A 17777-nucleotide genomic window follows, 5' to 3' on the forward strand; every position below is an offset into this window, starting at 1 on the left:
GAATGGTCCAGAACAGGAATACCGTCACGGTCAGAAATGAAAGCGACCCGGCGGCCATTTTCATAAACTCGATCATCTTGAAGGACATTGATGGCTCCTTTTTTTGGGGGCGCGCGGGATCAGGCGATATCAAAGGGGCTATCGTGGATTGGTCGGGGTGAAACGGGCCTGATAAAGCTCGTTCCCCAAATCATCAAACAGGGCAAAGGCATCTGGTTTTTGCGGCATGCCCGCCCCTTTCAAAAGGTCTTCGGCCTGCGCAATCGCAGCCTCGATATCGGGGGTGACGCAGTCAATCCGGTTTAACCGTGCACGGGAGTCAGAGCCTTCATGCACGCGGAAAAACTCGATCCTGATCTGCATGATTTCATGGCGTCCTGTGATCGGGCTGGGAGGGACGGAAGGCAGGGCCGGGACCGGTGGTCGCGTGACCGGGGGGATCGTCTTCCCCTGCGTCATCTGCGTCGCCGTGGTCGTCCTCTTTGCCAGTTGTGCCGATCATCCGGGCGCGTTCTTCCTCGCGCAGGGGATCCGCATCCAGGACCAGGGCGCTATCAAGAATGACGGGATCAAGAACCAGCACGCGTTCAAAGGTCGTTTTGCCATCGCGTGACCAGACATGCAGGTTGCTCTGAACCTTTTTATAGCTGCGCGTCGCGGCCATCAGATCAAGTTCTTCAAGGGTTTCGACCTCGTAAGTGCCGGGCTGAAACAGCTCGTCATATCCTTCCAGCCGGAACGGATGGAAAAAGGTGACGGTCCGATGCGTGTTACGGGTGATGGTCATGATCAAGCTCCTTGCGCCTTTGACACAGGAACCAAAACCGACGGAGGGGGCAATCCCCCGCCTGTTTGTGAAACCGGTTATTGTGGTGGCGCGGATGGCACGGGTTTAGCGACCGGATTTTCTGCCTGTTTGACGGTTGGCGGACCTTCAAGCGGCGAATGTTCCGGCTGGGCCACCGGCGTATCGACCGGGCGGCCTTCCAGCGGTTCTGCGGGCTTTTGCTTCCCGGACTTCACATGGTTCAGTGAAAAGCTGCGAAAAGACATTTTGTCCTGCTTTCTGTTCAGGAGGGCAAAATAGACCTCCCTATTAGAAATGGTCAGAACGGCGCGCAAAAGCAAATCGCGGGCGGCCGCAACGCCTCGGAAAACCGGCTAATTATCTGATATTGCTTGTCGTCTGCAGGATGATTTATTTTCAATTTATGGTTTATTTTTCATAAATATATGCCCGCATAACGAATGTGGCGCGGGCTTTGCCGTGCAAGGGGCAGCGGAGAATCACACCCCGCGCAGGTTGCCCCAGACATGGACGTGCCATTGCGGCAGGACGCGGATGTTAAACCAGCCGCGTTCTGACACCTGATCAACCAGCCAGCGGTAGCGTTCCGTAAGGCCGTCTATATCAACGCCGTTAAGGCCGTCCGGGTGCGGTTCGGCGGGGGTGATGTTGACCGGTTGCAGGCAGACCGGGATATCGGGATGGCGTTTGCGGACATGGTCGGCAAACATCAGATCGGCATCGTCGCGGATCGGGAATTTAAGCGTAATCGCCGGGCCGTCAAGCACGCCATTGGCTTGCGCCGCGGTGATGCAGGCGGCAAGGGCATCGGGGTCGAAATCGGTGCTGCTGCTTGGCGGTTTAGGGCTGAGTGTCAGGTAATCAAGATCGGCAAACCAGTCACGCGCGATGCTGCCCTGTGTTTCGATGGCAAAGGTAAAACCATTGCGTTTGCCAAGCGCGATCAGGCCGCCCAGGGGCTGGATCGCCGGGTTACCGCCCGAAAGGGTGACAAGGATCGGCTTGCCACCCGAAAGGGTGCGAACCCGATCCATGACCTCGGCCGCCGTATTCGGTTTCCAGTCGGCGCGAAAGGCCGGATCGACGGCGTAAAGCGTGTCACACCATGAACAGCGAAAATCACATCCTCCGGTGCGGACAAACACCGTCGGCATGCCGATCAGCGCACCTTCGCCCTGTACGGTCGGCCCGAAAATTTCCGATATGCGGATTTTGTCGGATGCCAGCTCTGTTCGAGGCTCTGGCGCAAGTTTCGTCCCGTTCATGGCCGATATTCCGCCCAGGTTTTCGGGGTCTCGGACACCCGCACCGCGCTGACTTCGGGCCAGCGATCATGCGCCCAGTCGTAAAAGAACAGGGCAAGCCGTTCTGCGGTGGCGTGATCATGGCCAAGGACCTCGTTCAGGTGACGGTGATCAAACTCGTCATCGATCATTTTCTTGAGCGGGGCGAGTTCGCGGTAATCGCGGACAAAGCCGCGCGCATCAAGCTCCGCACCGCGAAGCTCGACCTCGACAATGTAATTATGCCCGTGCAGGCGCGCGCAAGGGTGATCGGCATCAAGCCCGGCCAACTGATGGCTGGCGGAAAAGGCGAATTGTTTGGTGATGGTGAACATTATAATGGCTTTCGATACGGCGCGCCCGTGCCCGCGATGCGGCGGAGGGCTTGCGGCCGGTTGGTTTTGTCTGGCTAAGTCGGTTGTGTGGGGGGATATGGACTCCCGCACAGTCGGGCATCCACTTAGTTCCCGGAAGCCCCAAGGCTACGCGCCATATGTTCGGCCCGTGCCTGTTTCCAGTAATCGCGATCCACGTAAACCGTCGGATCGGGCACACGGGCAAGTTCAAGCGCCTCGCGCCGCTCGACGCATGTGCCGCACCGCCCGCAATGGGTTTCACCGCCCTTGTAGCACGACCATGTGCGATCAATCGGAACACCAAACCGCCCGGCCTCTGCGGCGATATCGGCCTTCGACCCGTGGAGGAACGGCGTATAAAGCGACACGTCGCGCACACCTTCAAGGGCGTGGTTCTGCATGGTCTGGAACGATTTGATGAAATCGGGGCGGCAATCGGGATAGATGAAATGATCCCCGCCATGAACCGCGGCCGCCACTGCATCCGCCCCGGCCGATGCCGCAGCCCCGAACGCCACGGCAAGCATGATGGCATTGCGGTTGGGCACCACGGTAATCCGCATGGTTTCTTCGGCATAATGGCCGTCGGGCACAGCAATATCATCGCTTGTCAATGACGACCCGGTCAGCAATGCGCCAACCGGTGTCAGATCGACAATGTGATGTTTGACGGCAAGATCGCGTGCGGCACGCGCGGCGTAATCAAGTTCCTTTTTATGGCGTTGGCCATAATTAAACGAAATCAGGGAATGCAGGTTGTGCTCTGCCGCAACCTTATGGGCCAGCGTGACGGAATCCAGCCCGCCAGAGCAGACGACAATCGTCTTCATATGTCATGTCTTTCGTGTTTTTAACCTGGTGCTACGACAGGGGAAGGAAACATCCCTTCCAAGGCGCGCGGTTTGACACGAAGGTTTGCGGAAATCAAGGGAAAAACGGCGCTTTTAGGCGCAGTTTACCCCTTAACCCCGGCAAGTACATGAAAACAAATCGGAACCTGAAAATGCCCGTCCGTCACATAGGGACGCAGTGCTTCGAACATCGCGGCATCAATCGCCCCGCGTTCCGCATCCGACGCTTTTCGCAATTGCGGCCCAAACAGCATTTCCATCTGCGGCTTCCAGAATGCCGCGCGTTCCGGGATGCGCCCGGCGGGGTTGTGGGTGGTGAGGGTGACATCACCAAACCCGACCTGCGCCATGCGTGCGGTCGCCAATGCTGGATCGGCAAAGCCAAACAGATCAAGCCCCGCATCGGCAAACCCGGTCCCCAACATATTGCCCAGAACCCCATCCATGGCGACAAATAACGGATTATCGACCAGCGGCGCCCAGAGCATGAAAGCCGCCCGGCCACCGGCACGCAAAACCCGGCTGGCATCATGAAGCGCGGCATCGGGATCATGGCAGAACATCACGCCAAACCGGCACGAAACCGCATCCATCGTGCCCGTTCCAAAGGGCAGCTTTTCCATGTCGGCGGCAACCACCGACAGATTGCCAATCCCTTCCGCCCCGGCGCGCTCCGCCAATCCGGCACACATGCTCTGCACGATATCGGATGCGATCATATGGCCGCGTAGGGCTTCATCGGCATCGTCATTATCCCCGGCTAGCATTCGCGCAATCCCGAATGCCGGTTCCCCGACCCCGGACGCCAGATCAAGCACGGCCAATCCTCGCCCGTCGGCGGCACGCGCCAAAGCCGGCAGATCAAGCGCCTCGATCAGATGCCGGTTGATCTTCTGTGCTGCGGGCGCGAGTTGATCGGCCCAGTTCAGCCAATCTGAGGAGAGGTGGTGCCATATCATTTCGCTGCCGGTCGTATCTGTTAATGTTTTTATTCGCGTCATTGGTGTATGCTTTCATTTCAGGGCAGCTAGGCGACCAAATCTGTTTTACATAAGGGTAGATCATACCTATTGTGCGCCAGCTTTACACAGGGGGTCAAAGTCTTATGTTCTGTGAGCCATGAGCAGCGTAGCCAACGAAGTATCTGCAATCGCAAGACTTTTTTCTTCGTCCGTACTGAAAGATTTGGCACGACACGGTGAATCGAAGTCGGTTGCGAATTTGCTGAAACAAACGCGTCTGCCTGCGGAAGTAGGAAGTGATGCGCGTTTGGCGGATGTCTTCGATGCCGGGTTTTCGGTTCTTAAGCACCGTAAATTCAGACATGAATATATTTACAAAGCGGCTCTTACCCAGCGCGTGTTGCTTGGTACACACTCCCTGAAAACAGCTTCCATGATGACCGAATTTCGTGTCGGAAGCTGCAAGGCTGATGTCGTTATCCTGAACGGTACGAGCACAGTTTACGAAATCAAGTCGGAGCGCGACAGTTTGTCACGGCTTGAGCGTCAGGTAGAAAGCTACCTGACGGTGTTTGAATATGTAAACGTGATAGCGGGCGAAAACCACATCGAAGGTGTGATGGATACCGTTCCCGAAATGGTTGGAGTTTTGAAACTTTCTGACAAGTTTCAAATATCGACTGTTCGAGAAGCCAAGCAGGATTTTTCTACTTTGTCTTCAAGTGCAATATTTGATGCCATTAATATGGCTGAGGCAAAGGAAGTCCTTAAACGGCTTTCGATAAAAATTCCCGACGTTCCAAACGCTGTGATCTATGCCGAAATGGCAAAAATTTTTGCGGGTTTGGACCCTATTGTCGTTCATTCAAAAATGGTTGAAGTCCTTAAGAAGAAACGTGGCTTGGCGGGATTAGGAGAATTTGTTTCTAAATTACCAAGTTCTTTGTCTTCTGCGGCACTTTCGGTTAAGTTGAATAAGCAAGACCAAATGCGCCTCGTTGATGCGATGAACGCGCCGATTGGTCAGGTAATGTCATGGGCGTAACATTGCATGTATTATCCTTATTTTCGAGGAAAGCAGAACGAACTAATCGCAATTAAAGAACAGGCAGAACTGATCTCCGATCATGGTTTTGCTCCAATAATCGAACCCGTGAAACAGAACATGAACGGGTTGATGCGCACATTGGATGCTTTGAAAGAGTCCGGTGCAGCAGCGGTTTTGATTGTAAATCCTAAGCATGGCGATTTCCGCCGCCGGAACGATCAAATCATTCATCTTCTCAGTAATCGATACAGTGATTACCCCGACATTCGTCCTGGCCTGTTGATGGATGCAAACAGTGAGTTGGTGCAATTTCCTGGGTTACGATCACAATTCGTAAATCGACCAGTTGCCTTGGTTCATAAAGGTTTTAACGAAGCCAGTGTTTTGGCTCGCTTAATCAGGGATGATGCGGAGATTGATACTTCGATCTTCATTAACTCTGATTCGCTGTATCGCAGACACTTTAATTTTCACCCGACCCGAGTGCTAGTTAGGGACGGATTCATAAAAAGAGTGCGAAACAGTGATCATCCCGATGCGGAAGAATTTTCTACTCTGCATCTTACGTTCGCTGAAGAAGGCGCTACAAATTTTGGCGACTTCCTGATTGTCGGGGACGAGTTTTCAGAAACAGGTGGACCTGCTTATACGGTCGCCATCCATTTGACTTACATTGATCCCCATAATGATGACAGAATGTATATCCGACACTTTAAGTCGGATAGCCAAGACACTCCTACCGATCCGGGCGGTAAGTTTCTGGAAGCTTTAGCTAAACTAATAGAACATTTGGACGAGTTAGGTTGTTTAATTGAAGAAACCGAAGCGATAGGTGAATTCCGCAGTCTATACGCGCGTCGTCACTTTCCCGGCCTGGGGACAGTAAAAAAACTCGCGATGAAGCACCACATTGAGACCTTGGCTTTGTTTTTCGATGAGTAACATTGACGAAATATTGTCGCGTACCTATCGGAGATCAATAACGTAGTTGCAAATCTGGCCTATCGATGGCTTACGGCGTTCTAGGTTTCGTTTAAGATACAAAATGGTTTTAATTGTCGCATAACCCGATCTCTACGGTGTCAAGCAGAACGACAGATCATCCAGATTATATGGGCTTCACTGCAACCCGCATCACAAACAGGTCTAGTATTTCAATCAGATTCTGGTTCATATTCTGTCCTGCTGGGGTAGTGTTTTTATGTCTGAGATAACTTTGACCGTTCTTTTTATATTTCTATTTTGGCCTTTTTTTCCAAAATGAACTTCCCCACACGATCATTCATTTTCTCTTTGAAGCCGTTTATTTGCTTTAATATTGGCTCACCCTTGGCGCCAAACATTCTGCTCGCCCTTTTTGCATATGTATAAAAGGTCCAGCTTTTATGATCATCGCTAAACTCTTTTTTCAGAGCACGAGAAAATTTTCTGAGAAATAAAGAATAATCATAAGAATCAACTAGTTGGCTAGTTGATTTTTCCGGATGTGATGTGACATGTATTGCCGCAGTCGCACGAGCAACTGCTGTTGCTTTCCTGTATAATCGCGAAACTGTGCTGTCTCGGAGATACACATTTTTTCCGTCGAAACGAAAACCAAGGTATTCAAATCCATTTTTACCTTGTGGTCCACCAATGTGAGTGAACTTTAATCTTTCTCCGACCTTCTCAAATTTTGAAATGCAAGTCTTTGCGTCTTTTATCTTTATTTCTTTTCCATATTTCGTAATTTCCTTTATTGCGAAATTGATTGCTTGATTAGTAATTTTCTCATCTCCTGGGACAATAATAAGGATGTCATCCGAGTATCGGACATATACTCCCCCCAGTTTTTTAGCATATTGATTCAGTGCTAAGTCAAAATCCATCATATAAATATTTGCTAGAAGATCGGATAGCGGTGCACCTTGCGGCACACCATGATCCTTATCATTATATTGAATTAGCGATTTATACTTCCCACCAGATCCGCAGACTTTCTCTCTAAAATCTGAGGGTGAACAAATTTGTTTTGGAATTTTCTTGAACGGAATGGTTAACTTCTCGAAGGACTTTTTTCCTGCTGAAGTTTTTCTTAAATATTCAAGCCTTCTGAGCAATTGTTTTTGGTCTACATATCTGTATTTCGTTATATTTTTAAATACAGCGTAGTGATCTTCTGGTAGTTCATTGCAATCTAAAAGAGATTTCCATAATGCTTTTATACGTTTGTGATCCAAACTTTCGAAAAAGCTTTTCACGTCCATAGCAATTGTAACGCAATCACCGAACTCTAATATTTTATCAACTGCATCTTTTGCAAAGTCAATATTGCACTTTCCGCCAGTTTGTGCGGCGTTTGGTATCTTTCTGTATGCGATTGGGCAATGTTCTATGCCCAGTTCAATCAATCTGTTTTCATATTTCTCGGAAAGTAAGTGCCGGTAATATGAGAAGATATATGCATCTCCCCTTGCCCCATAACGAATTGGGCGAGTTTTCTTTTCTGGCTTGCCGTCCGACTTTGATCTGTAAGGCTGCCATTCTTCTTCAAACATCAGGAACGGATAAAATTTCCTCTGTGCAACTGCAACAGGGTCCGTAACGAGGGTTTGAATGTTTGAGAGGGAGATTGGCGCATCAAAATGAGGGTAATATTTAAGGTCGGCTTTTTGAATTGGAAAAGGAAAAGCCATTATCTCTGCTCCGCGAGTGGGAACGGATATATTGGATCGCACACTGATCCTTTGAATATCCGTTCCCGTCCGTTCTGCGGTGTGTGCGGGTCTTCGACGTAATCGTGTATCCTGTCATAAACTGGATCATTCGCAATAAGCCAACCATCGCAGCGGTCATTAACAATCACACAGCAGGAGCGCTTTTCATGGCACTCGCAACATGTGCGGACTATCAAACAACACTTGACAGTTTAAACGAGTAACTTTGATCCCCAATCGGACCAATCTGGTGATCCATAGAACTTGGAACACCAAATTAAAATTGGAAGATTGATGTGAAATCGCAATGCCCTTAGGTGAAGAAATACGAATTTTGATTCAAAATTCGTATTTTTCGTGCGTCTGCTGCGGAAGTAGTAAGGGTTGTTACGTCTGAAGGTCAGGAGCGACTTCGGGTTTCTTTGGCTTAAGGCGGATTAAACTTTTCCGGTATTCTACTCAATCACCGCACAAGCAATCCGGTCCCCGGCATCGCCTGAGGGCTGGGATTTATAGTCGTCGGCTCCGGCATGGATGATGACGGCCTTGCCGTGGATGTCGGTGTCGCCGGTGCCGTCAAAGCGAACCGCGTTATTGAGGGTCTGGGCGTAAAGTTCGCCCTTGTCATTGACATACTGGTTCATCATGTCGCCCGCGTGCGGGCCGTCGGCAAATTCGCGGCCGTGGGATTTGTTCATCGGGTTGAAATGGCCGCCGGCGGATTTAAAGCCGCTCTGCGCATCGCATTCGCCGTTTTCATGGATATGAAACGCCACCCACTGCCCGGGAGGAAGGTCGCGAAGCGCGATCTTCAGGATCGCGGCATCCGGCACGCCATTGACCGTCAGCGTCCCGATTTCCGTACCATCCGTATTGATAAAGTTTGATTGGGTTTCCTCGCCTGCCTTGGCATGGCCGGGGACAAGCGCCATCGCAGCACCAAGGGCAAGCAGGGCCGCCGTGGTGGCCGCAGTTGCCAGTGCCGTGCGGCGGGTGTCGCTGGCATCGGTGGCTGCGGCGGGGATGGCGGCAGTACGTGATTTGGAGCGGCAGATGTTTTCGCGATGGAACATGGGAAATCCTCTGCTGTTGCGGGCGGGTCAGTGGGCGGCATGGTGCAGGTTTGGCCGTTCTTTGAAAACCTGTCTTTGTAAAACCGGTGGGACCGGGTTTTGTTCCGTAAATCTTTGACCTGTTGGTTGAATTGCGGCCGGAGTATTGGCGGGGTTTGAGGCTATTTTGTGGGACGATGGGGTCGATCCCGCGTGGGAGCGCGGGGCGGCATGGACTCCCGCCTTCGCGGGAGTGACGAAAGGGGAGCGGGGAGTTCGGGAGTGATTGTGACGACGGCAAGTGCATGAGGGAAAGGCCGCCGTCACAAGGGCGGGTCTGGGAGCGTCAGGTTTGAGGCGGCGCGGGCCGCCGTATCACGGCATAACCAGACGGAGTGCAGGCGCAGACCATGGCAGAGGAGAATGACCGGCAATCTTCGGGGGCTCCGGCACGGCCGCCGTTATCTGGTGCATCTGGCAGCGGCGTAGGCGCAAAAGGATTGGGAGATCTGATCCGGCGTGTTCTGTTTGGCCGGGTTTTATATGTTCGCGGGGCGGCGATTTTGGGCTCTGTCATGCTGATCGGGTTGGTGGTGGTTTTGTATGTCGGGTTTGTCGTGACCCTGTTCGCCGGATTTACCGCCGATATCCAGCGTGAGCTTCTGAGCCGCGAGCTTGAGCTAAGCTCGCCCGGCGATCTGGAGCGGCTGGTGTTTCAGGGCTATCACGAGGCACAGCTCAAGGGCGATATCCATGCGATGCGCACCGAAATCAGGATGCTTGACGCAAGCGGCCTTGCCGCCGCCCGGCACGGATTGGCCCTGCGGCAGGAGGCGATTGCCGCGTGGCGGGCGGCGTTTGATCTTTATGCCGGATTGGGGGCGGTGGTGGCCGAACAACCGGGCAGGTTCGACCCGGACTTTCGCACGGCTTATCTTGGGGCGCTTAATCAGGCGTTCGCCTTTCTGGCGCAAAGCGATTTCAGTGCCGAGGACGGGCGACCATCGCCCGATAATGCGCGCACCGACGAGGGCAAGGAGGTGATTGCCAACCTGGATAATGCCCTGTCGCAGATGGCGCTGGCCCCCGGGGTAAACGAGGACTTTGCGACCGATATCCGCACCCGGATTGAGGCGATCAAAAATGCGGTGATGAGCTTTGGCGAGAAGGCGGCGCGCGCCCAGGTGGCCTGGGCCAATATCACCGCCGAACAGGCGCAGGCCGACCGGCTGCGCGCCAGCCTGAGTGCGGAGCTTGCCGATCTTAGAGAAGAACATGCAGCCCTTTGGGCGGACGAGGATGCGACAGATGAGGGCGGACGACGGTCGCTGGTCGCCCTGTTTCAGCAGCCGCTTGGCGGGGTATTGTCGCTTTTGCTTCAGATGCCTGGGATCGTGCTTACGCTTTTGGTGACGGTGGCGGCGGGCGGCCTTGGCTCCGTCGTCAGCTTTACGCGTCGCTATCGCCGGGTTGGGGTGGCGGATGTGGCGGACAGGGATGAGGATGGGGCAGAGGCAGCAGAGGTGGCGGTGGTGGCACCCGAAACCGGCTTTGCCGCCGCAGGCCACCTGATGGTGATGACGGGGGAGGGGATTGCGGCCGCCATCGCGATTTTCCTGTTTACCGAGGCCGGGATGCTGATGGTGACCCAAGGTGGCCCGGACGGATCGGGCAATATCGAAATCAGCGCGTTCCTTGTGACCTTCATGGCGTTTGTCTCGGGCTTCATGGCCGAGGATGCGTTTAACAAGATACAGGATACCGGACGGAAGCTGTTTCGCGTTGGCGGCGATGACGGGCCGGGGGCGGCGGGGATGTGAGGGCGCAAAACAAAACCGGCAGGGGATGTGCCTGCCGGTTTGGATGGGTGAGGCTATGATCGCGAAGATCAGATCGCGGAAGTGCCGTAACGCGGGGCGTTACGCTGCGCATTGGTGCCAGCCTCGGCATAGGCCTGACTTGCCTGTGCGGTCTGGGTGATCTGCGACTGGAGCACCTGCTCATCGCGTTCCGGCGTTGTATCGGCCGCTTCCTTGGCCGGGCTGCTTTCAAACAGTTCGGTCAGGCGGGCTTCGATGGATTTCAAGCCTTCATTCAGGCGGTCTTCGGTTTCGTTGATATTGCCATTGATCGTGTCATTGAGCGCGCCAAGGCCGTCAAGGAAGTCGCGGGCCTGTTCCAGACCCTTGGCGATGCCCTCGCTGGCCTGATCAAAAATCTCGCGGGCTTCTTCGGGGCTGCTGGCGTTCGAGGCGATCAGATCACCGACACGGGCCAGAATGCGATCAGCAACCGCTTCGGGGGTGTAATCGGTGGGATCGACGCCCTGGATCGACAGGCCGGTCGAAGACAGGCTTTCATTGATCGCCGAAACGATCTGATCGGCCGAAAGAAGATTGCCTGACTCAGAGGACAGCGAAACCGAGGTCGCGCTGGCGAAGGCGGAGGCAATAGAATTGTTCGACCCGGATTTCGAGTCGTCATTACCGGGCAGGTAAGACTGCGCGCTGCGGCTTGAGCCGTTTGCTGCCTGCGATGTCAGTCCGCCGATGGTGATATCCATGCCGTCCTCCCTGGACGCGGGTTGTAGGTGTATAAGTCCTTGATCGGGCTTGATACACGGTGATTTCCTGATGGCCTGCGCGGGCACCTTCTTGGTACGGATCGCGCGCCGGAAGTCTTTACGTGCAGTTAATATGGCACAATCAGGGCGAAAAGGCCATAGCCAGTTATATAGGTTCGGTTGGGCGATGTGCAAACCCGCCATGCGTGATACGCGGGTTTTCGGGCTTGCATCCGGGCCGGTTGTGGCGGTTATCCTGCACTCTGATATTGCAACAGGGGCCAAGCCCGATTATTGAACAGGGTTTGGTTAATCAGAATTGATGATCCGGATCGTGTCGAGGTTTACTCCGCATCCGGTATTTTGAGCTTAGGAGCTGTTTGACGGTGGCGAACTATCAGGAAAGTGCGCGCGAATTTGAAAAGCGCTGGCAGGATTACTGGCGGGAAAACGATACCTATCGTACCCCCAATCCGGGCGATGCCGATTTCGACGCCGCCAAAAAGAAAAAAGTCATCCTCGATATGTTTCCCTATCCAAGCGGTGTCGGCCTTCATATCGGTCATCCGCTGGGTTATATCGCAACCGACGTCAAGGCACGGTTCGAACGCATGCGCGGCTTTAACGTGCTGCATTCCATGGGATTTGATGCGTTTGGCCTGCCAGCCGAACAATTTGCCATCCAGACCGGCCAGCATCCGCGCATCACCACCGAAGCCAATATCGAAAACATGCTGCGCCAGTTGCAGGTGATCGGCCTTGGCCATGATCCGCATCGTCGCTTTGCCTCGACCGATGTCGATTATTACAAATGGACGCAGTGGATTTTCCTTCAGCTTTTCAACAGCTTCTATGACCCGACCGTCGAATGGAAAGGCCCGCAGGGGCAGACCATCACCGGGCGGGCCCGCCCGATTGCCGAGCTTCGCGGGCTGCTTGAAAGCGGGGAATGGTTGTTGGACGAGGACAGTGTGCCGCAACCGAAATCGCTGATTGGCGAGGGCACGAAGGCAGAAGGCAAGGAAATCGACCGCGCGATTGATCGCGGGCGTCTGGCCTATGTTGACGAAGTGCCGGTCAATTGGTGCCCGATGCTGGGCACGGTTCTGTCAAACGAGGAAGTCACCAACGAAGGCAAATCCGAACGTGGGGATTACCCGGTTTACAAGCGCCCGCTGAAACAGTGGATGTTACGCATTACCGATTATGCTGATCGGCTGGTGGGTGACCTTGAAGGGCTTGATTGGCCCAACGGCGTTGTCGAGATGCAGAAAGGCTGGATCGGTCGTTCGGTCGGCGCGCGGGTCAATTTCCCGGTGGCATTGGCCGATGGCGGAAAAGACAAGATCGCGGTCTATACCACACGCCCCGATACGATTTTCGGCGCGACCTATATGGTGCTCGCCCCCGAACATCCGCTGGTTGATGCATTGACGACAGCCGATCAGAAGGATGCGGTCGCGGCCTATCGCGCCGAGGTCAAACTGGCCGGTCCGGTATCGTCCAAGGACGAAGCCAACCGGGAAAAGACCGGCGTGTTTATCGGGGCCTATGCCACCAACCCGGCCAATGGGCAGCAGATCCCCGTCTGGATTGCCGATTATGTCCTGATGGGCTATGGCACAGGCGCGATCATGGCGGTGCCGGCCGGCGATCAGCGCGATTTCGAATTTGCCCATAAATTCGGTCTGCCGATTGTCGCGACCACCAAACCGTCGGAAAGCTGGCTTCGGGCCAATGCACCGGATGATGCGACCGATCTTGACGATGCGGCATTGCTGGCGCGCTATGAAACCGCACCGGGCGATTTCAAAATCGCGCAGACCGATATCGGCGATACGATCAATTCGGCCAATGACGAGGTCAGCCTGAACGGGCTCTCGACACCGGATGCCAAGGCAAAAATCATCGAATGGCTGGAAACCAGAAACATCGGCCGCGGTCGGGTACAGTACAAACTGCGCGACTGGCTGTTTTCGCGCCAGCGTTATTGGGGTGAACCGTTCCCGGTTCTGTTTGATCAGCAAACCGGACAGGTGCATGGCGTGGCCGAGGCGGCATTGCCCGTCGTCCTGCCGGAAATGACCGATTTCAAACCGCAATCAAACGAAGACCCGAATTCCGAGCCTGAGCCGCCGCTGGCGCGTGCCAAGGAATGGATGGAAGTCACCGGGATCGTGCTTGCCGATGGTTCGGTCCTACCGGTGGATGCGGCTGTTGGTTCGACCCACAGCCACGCCGGTGCGGATCACGAAGTGCGTTCGTTCCGTCGTGATGCGAACTCGATGCCGAACTGGGCCGGGTCGTGCTGGTATTATCTGCGTTATTTCGATGCAAATAACGATCAGGCCTTTGCATCGGATGCGGCGGCGGCCTATTGGGCCAACACCACCGATGACAATGGCAATGCCAAGCCCGGCGCGGTCGACCTTTATGTCGGCGGGGCGGAACATGCGGTGCTGCATCTTCTGTATTCGCGTTTCTGGCACAAAGTGCTGTTTGACCTTGGCTATGTCGCCACACCCGAACCGTTCCAGAAGCTGTTCAACCAAGGCATGATCACGGCCGATGCCTATACCGATGCGCGCGGCGTTTATGTCGATATCCATGATGTTGAAATGCGCGATGTTGACGGTAAAAAGCAGCCATTCAATGCCAAAACGGATGAGGCGCTGATTACCGTTCCCGGCAAAATGGGCAAGCGGTACAAAAATGGCATCCCGCCGGAAGAAATTTGCGATCAATATACGATTGATACCTTCCGGACGTACGAGATGTATATGGGGCCGCTTGACAGCTCCAAACCGTGGCAGTCCGATGCGATTGTCGGCATGATGCGTTTCCTGTCCAATGTCTGGAAGGTCGCAACCCAGATGGAACGCACAAGCGACGTCGATGGCAAGATCGAAACGCTTTTGCATAAAACCATCGCCAAGGTGACCAATGACATCGCTGAATTGCGGCTGAACACTGCGATTGCGGCATTGATCGAACTGACCAACGCCATGACCCGCCAGAATGCGGTGCATGACGATCATGTTCGTGCGCTTGCCCTGATGGTCGCGCCCTTTGCACCGCATCTGGGCGAAGAGCTTATGAGCTGTATGGCAGAGGCCGAATTTGGTTCCAAAAAATCGGTGATCAAGTTTGACTGGCCGGTATTTGATGCCGAAAAGGCCAAGGACGACGAATTTGAAGTCCCGGTTCAGGTCAATGGCAAAAAACGCGGCTCGATCATGGTGGCGGCGGATGCCGATCAGGCAACGGTCGAGGCAATGGCAAAGACCGATGAAAATGTTGCCCGCCATCTTGAAGGCATGCAGATCGTCAAGGTGATCTATATCGCCAAGCCGACCCCGAAACTGATCAATATCGTGGTCAAGGGGTAAGCCCAGCCTTAATCGACAATGATGATGAAACGGGGTGTGTCATATATGGCGCACCCCGTTTTGCATATTGGATCGTTGGCTGTTTAGCGGGTGGAACCCGGAAGGGAGGGAAGGCAGTCGTTACGCCAGCTTTCAGGTGGCAGATCACGTTCGAGCAAGGAAATATCGGGTAAAACGTCGCTTCGTCCGAAAATTCCCGCCAGCGTTCCGTCACACAGCATGTCGTAAACAGCCCGGTTAAATATGGCGCGATTTTCAATACCTTCGCGGTTGGCCTGAAACAGGGAAAAGACATTTTCCGTTGTGAGCGGGATGTCGAGAGTATCGATAACCCCGGCAAGTCCGAGCTGATCGCGAATGTGAAGCCCCGAAGACCTCTCGATGATGGCAGCATCAAGCCGGTTGTTGGCAATCATGCTCAGCAAGGAATGGTCGCTGGGAACCCGTTCGAAATCGACATCCTGACGATTGATGATGGCGGGTGGATAATGATAGGCCGAAAGCCCGACCCGCAATCCGGCCAGACCGTCGGGTGAGGTGATCGCGTTCTGACCAAATTGGCCCGGTTTGTAGAAAATCAGATTCTCGCGCAGGTAATACGGCACGGATGCCAGCGAAACCGGTAATTCGCTAAGCGACGGGAAGGCACCCAAGGCATCGTATTCGCCGGCAATAAAGGATTGTACCGCTCGGCGGGGTGGTAGAATATCAATGATGATTTTCTGGCCGGTCCGCGCAGCCACTTCTTGATACATGCGAATGAATGTCCCACGCGCCGGACTTTCGGCCATCATCGGGATGTAAGGCATTACAACGCTTATGCGCGCAGCTCCTGCCCGGCCTGTGGCGGGCATTCCAGCAACAAGACAAAACAGGAAAAGGCAAATCAGATAGGGGATTTTATGCATGGATAACAGTCTGATTTCGAGAACTCGCAGGTTAACACATATTTTGCGATTGCCTAAAGCGGATACCGTTCCTCTTTTATTGACGGTTGAGCATGTGCTGGCTAGAAGTCAGACAGAATTAAAATCCAAGGGTTGAGCAATGAGCCACGGTCGCAAGATTTCGGTTATCGGTCTGGGATATGTCGGTTTGCCGGTGGCGGTGGCCTTCGGGATCGAAATCGGACGTGTCGTGGCGTTTGATATCAACAAGTCGCGCATTGCACAGCTTAAGGCAGGGCATGACGCAACCGGCGAGGTTGATGATCATGAACTGGCAGCCGCCGATTTGTTGCTGAGTGATAATCCCGAAGATTTGCTTCAGGCCGATTTCCATATCGTGACTGTGCCGACCCCAATTGACAAATCAAACCGTCCTGACCTGTCGCCGTTGCGATCTGCATCGAAAACCGTTGGTGCAATCCTCAAGAAGGGCGACATCGTTGTTTATGAAAGCACGGTTTATCCCGGCGCAACCGAGGAAGAATGCGTGCCGATCCTGGAGCAGCTTTCGGGGTTGAAGGCGGGGATCGATTTCACGGTGGGTTATTCGCCTGAACGCATCAATCCTGGAGACCGCGAACATCGCTTTACCACCATAACCAAGGTTGTGTCGGGGCAGACGCCTGAAACGCTTGAAATCGTTGCGGCGGTTTATGGATCTGTCGTCAAGGCTGGGATCCACAAGGCACCGACGATCAAGGCCGCAGAGGCCGCCAAGGTGATTGAAAATACCCAGCGCGATCTGAACATTGCGCTGATGAACGAACTGTCGCTGATCTTTGATCGGGCGGGTATCGATACCCGTGATGTTCTGGATGCCGCGGGCACCAAATGGAACTTCCTGCGCTTTACGCCCGGCCTTGTCGGTGGGCATTGCATCGGGGTTGATCCCTATTACCTGACCCACAAATCAGAGGAACTTGGTTATTACCCGCAGGTGGTTCTGGCCGGTCGTCGGGTGAATGACGGCATGGGCGAGGTTGTTGCCAATAAGGTCATTCGGGCGTTGTTGCGCGAAGGAGCGACCAAGAACCCGACTGTGACGGTGCTTGGCCTGACCTTTAAGGAAAACGTGCCCGACATTCGAAATACGCGCGTGATCGATATCATCCGCTCGCTCGAAGATGCCGGGATAAATGTTCAGGTCCATGATCATCATGCCGATGCCGAGGAAGTTCTGCATGAATTCGATGGTCTGAAATTGTGTGGTGATGCCGACCTGAAACCGGCGGATGCCGTCGTGCTGGCGGTGTCACACCGGGAATATGTTGCCAAGGGTTGGCCGCTAGTGGAGGGGCTTTTGAAGGATGGCACCGGCTTCGTTGCCGATGTGCGCGCCATTCTGCCGCGTGACGACGTGCCCGCAGGCATCGACCTTTGGCGGTTGTAAAAGCCGCGCCGTTTATTCCTGATACAGATTAAGCTCGCGCTGCATCTTTTTGGTCAGGCCGCGCGAGACGATTTTGTGGGATTCTGCCAAATGGTCACGCAGGTTCGCATCATCAAGTCCCGGTGCGTCATAATGCTGGATCCATTTCATCCCGCGCGAGGCAAGATACGGGGCAGGGCGCAAACCGGGTTGTTCCTTTAAAACCTCGTAGGCGATGTCGGATACCTTGAAGGTAATGCCAAGCGTATGGCCCTTGGTCCAGCCGCCAATCGCAAAGACCTTGCCGCCGACTTTCCAGACATCCGCCCCGCCCCATTGCACGACATGCGTTGTCACCGGCAGCGATTGGCAAAATGCGTTGAATTCATCGCGGGTCATGACGGTATCTTTCACGATTGAGGCTTGCTGGATATTTGGGCAGGCGTGGTTAAA

The 17777-nt window shown here is 54.1% G+C and carries 17 protein-coding genes; 5 read left to right on the forward strand and 12 right to left on the reverse strand.

Going from position 1 to position 17777, the window contains the following annotated elements:
• Positions 1–138: 138 nt before the first annotated feature.
• From P8T57_RS13695 to P8T57_RS13725, 7 genes are all read right to left on the reverse strand, one after another.
• Positions 139–363: a hypothetical protein gene (locus tag P8T57_RS13695; protein WP_341363403.1), complete on the reverse strand. Its 225-nt coding sequence runs from the start codon at positions 361–363 to the stop codon at positions 139–141.
• Positions 364–367: 4 nt separating this feature from the next.
• Positions 368–787: a hypothetical protein gene (locus P8T57_RS13700; protein ID WP_341363404.1), complete on the reverse strand. Its 420-nt coding sequence runs from the start codon at positions 785–787 to the stop codon at positions 368–370.
• A 77-nt stretch (positions 788–864) separates the two neighbouring features.
• Positions 865–1053, reverse strand: coding sequence for a hypothetical protein (locus P8T57_RS13705; RefSeq protein ID WP_341363405.1), 189 nt, complete (start codon positions 1051–1053; stop codon positions 865–867).
• Positions 1054–1287: 234 nt separating this feature from the next.
• Positions 1288–2073: a 7-carboxy-7-deazaguanine synthase QueE gene (gene queE / locus P8T57_RS13710; protein ID WP_341363406.1), complete on the reverse strand. Its 786-nt coding sequence runs from the start codon at positions 2071–2073 to the stop codon at positions 1288–1290.
• Positions 2070–2426 carry a 6-carboxytetrahydropterin synthase QueD gene (gene queD, locus P8T57_RS13715; protein WP_007090504.1) on the reverse strand — a complete coding sequence of 119 codons (357 nt, stop codon included), beginning with the start codon at positions 2424–2426 and terminating at the stop codon, positions 2070–2072. The genes queE and queD overlap by 4 nt, the downstream gene beginning before the upstream one ends.
• A 125-nt stretch (positions 2427–2551) precedes the next feature.
• Entirely contained in the window at positions 2552–3277 is a 726-nt protein-coding gene (queC, locus tag P8T57_RS13720) for a 7-cyano-7-deazaguanine synthase QueC (protein ID WP_341363407.1), read from the reverse strand.
• Positions 3278–3402: 125 nt separating this feature from the next.
• On the reverse strand, positions 3403–4299 hold the full coding sequence (locus P8T57_RS13725) for a methyltransferase domain-containing protein (RefSeq protein ID WP_341363408.1): 897 nt from the start codon (positions 4297–4299) through the stop codon (positions 3403–3405).
• A 118-nt stretch (positions 4300–4417) separates the two neighbouring features.
• Between P8T57_RS13725 and P8T57_RS13730 the strand changes: the two genes are divergently transcribed.
• Complete coding sequence (locus tag P8T57_RS13730; protein ID WP_341363409.1) at positions 4418–5305, forward strand: sce7726 family protein; 888 nt, start codon at positions 4418–4420, stop codon at positions 5303–5305.
• Between the two features lie 6 nt (positions 5306–5311).
• Positions 5312–6250: a sce7725 family protein gene (locus P8T57_RS13735; RefSeq protein ID WP_341363410.1), complete on the forward strand. Its 939-nt coding sequence runs from the start codon at positions 5312–5314 to the stop codon at positions 6248–6250.
• Between the two features lie 287 nt (positions 6251–6537).
• Here P8T57_RS13735 and P8T57_RS13740 read toward each other — a convergent pair whose 3' ends face one another.
• Together P8T57_RS13740 and P8T57_RS13745 are read right to left on the reverse strand one after the other, a co-directional pair.
• Positions 6538–7983 carry a reverse transcriptase domain-containing protein gene (locus P8T57_RS13740; RefSeq protein WP_341363411.1) on the reverse strand — a complete coding sequence of 482 codons (1446 nt, stop codon included), beginning with the start codon at positions 7981–7983 and terminating at the stop codon, positions 6538–6540.
• 476 nt (positions 7984–8459) lie between these two features.
• Positions 8460–9077, reverse strand: coding sequence for a superoxide dismutase family protein (locus P8T57_RS13745; RefSeq protein ID WP_341363412.1), 618 nt, complete (start codon positions 9075–9077; stop codon positions 8460–8462).
• A gap of 389 nt (positions 9078–9466) precedes the next feature.
• Between P8T57_RS13745 and P8T57_RS13750 the strand changes: the two genes are divergently transcribed.
• Complete coding sequence (locus P8T57_RS13750; protein ID WP_341363413.1) at positions 9467–10876, forward strand: hypothetical protein; 1410 nt, start codon at positions 9467–9469, stop codon at positions 10874–10876.
• 68 nt (positions 10877–10944) lie between these two features.
• Here the strand turns inward: P8T57_RS13750 and P8T57_RS13755 are convergent, their stop codons facing one another.
• Complete coding sequence (locus P8T57_RS13755; protein ID WP_007090497.1) at positions 10945–11619, reverse strand: DUF5610 domain-containing protein; 675 nt, start codon at positions 11617–11619, stop codon at positions 10945–10947.
• A gap of 386 nt (positions 11620–12005) precedes the next feature.
• Between P8T57_RS13755 and P8T57_RS13760 the strand changes: the two genes are divergently transcribed.
• Complete coding sequence (locus tag P8T57_RS13760) at positions 12006–15008, forward strand: class I tRNA ligase family protein (RefSeq protein ID WP_341363414.1); 3003 nt, start codon at positions 12006–12008, stop codon at positions 15006–15008.
• 83 nt (positions 15009–15091) lie between these two features.
• Here the strand turns inward: P8T57_RS13760 and P8T57_RS13765 are convergent, their stop codons facing one another.
• Positions 15092–15817, reverse strand: a complete 726-nt coding sequence (locus P8T57_RS13765; protein ID WP_341363415.1) for a transporter substrate-binding domain-containing protein — start codon at positions 15815–15817, stop codon at positions 15092–15094.
• A 238-nt stretch (positions 15818–16055) separates the two neighbouring features.
• Between P8T57_RS13765 and P8T57_RS13770 the strand changes: the two genes are divergently transcribed.
• A complete protein-coding gene (locus P8T57_RS13770) occupies positions 16056–17345 on the forward strand; it encodes a nucleotide sugar dehydrogenase (protein ID WP_341363416.1) in 1290 nt (429 codons plus the stop codon).
• A gap of 12 nt (positions 17346–17357) precedes the next feature.
• Here the strand turns inward: P8T57_RS13770 and P8T57_RS13775 are convergent, their stop codons facing one another.
• Entirely contained in the window at positions 17358–17723 is a 366-nt protein-coding gene (locus P8T57_RS13775) for an MmcQ/YjbR family DNA-binding protein (protein ID WP_071240996.1), read from the reverse strand.
• Positions 17724–17777 lie beyond the last annotated feature (54 nt).

Source organism: Thalassospira sp. SN3W (assembly GCF_038070535.1).
GTDB lineage: Bacteria > Pseudomonadota > Alphaproteobacteria > Rhodospirillales > Thalassospiraceae > Thalassospira > Thalassospira xiamenensis.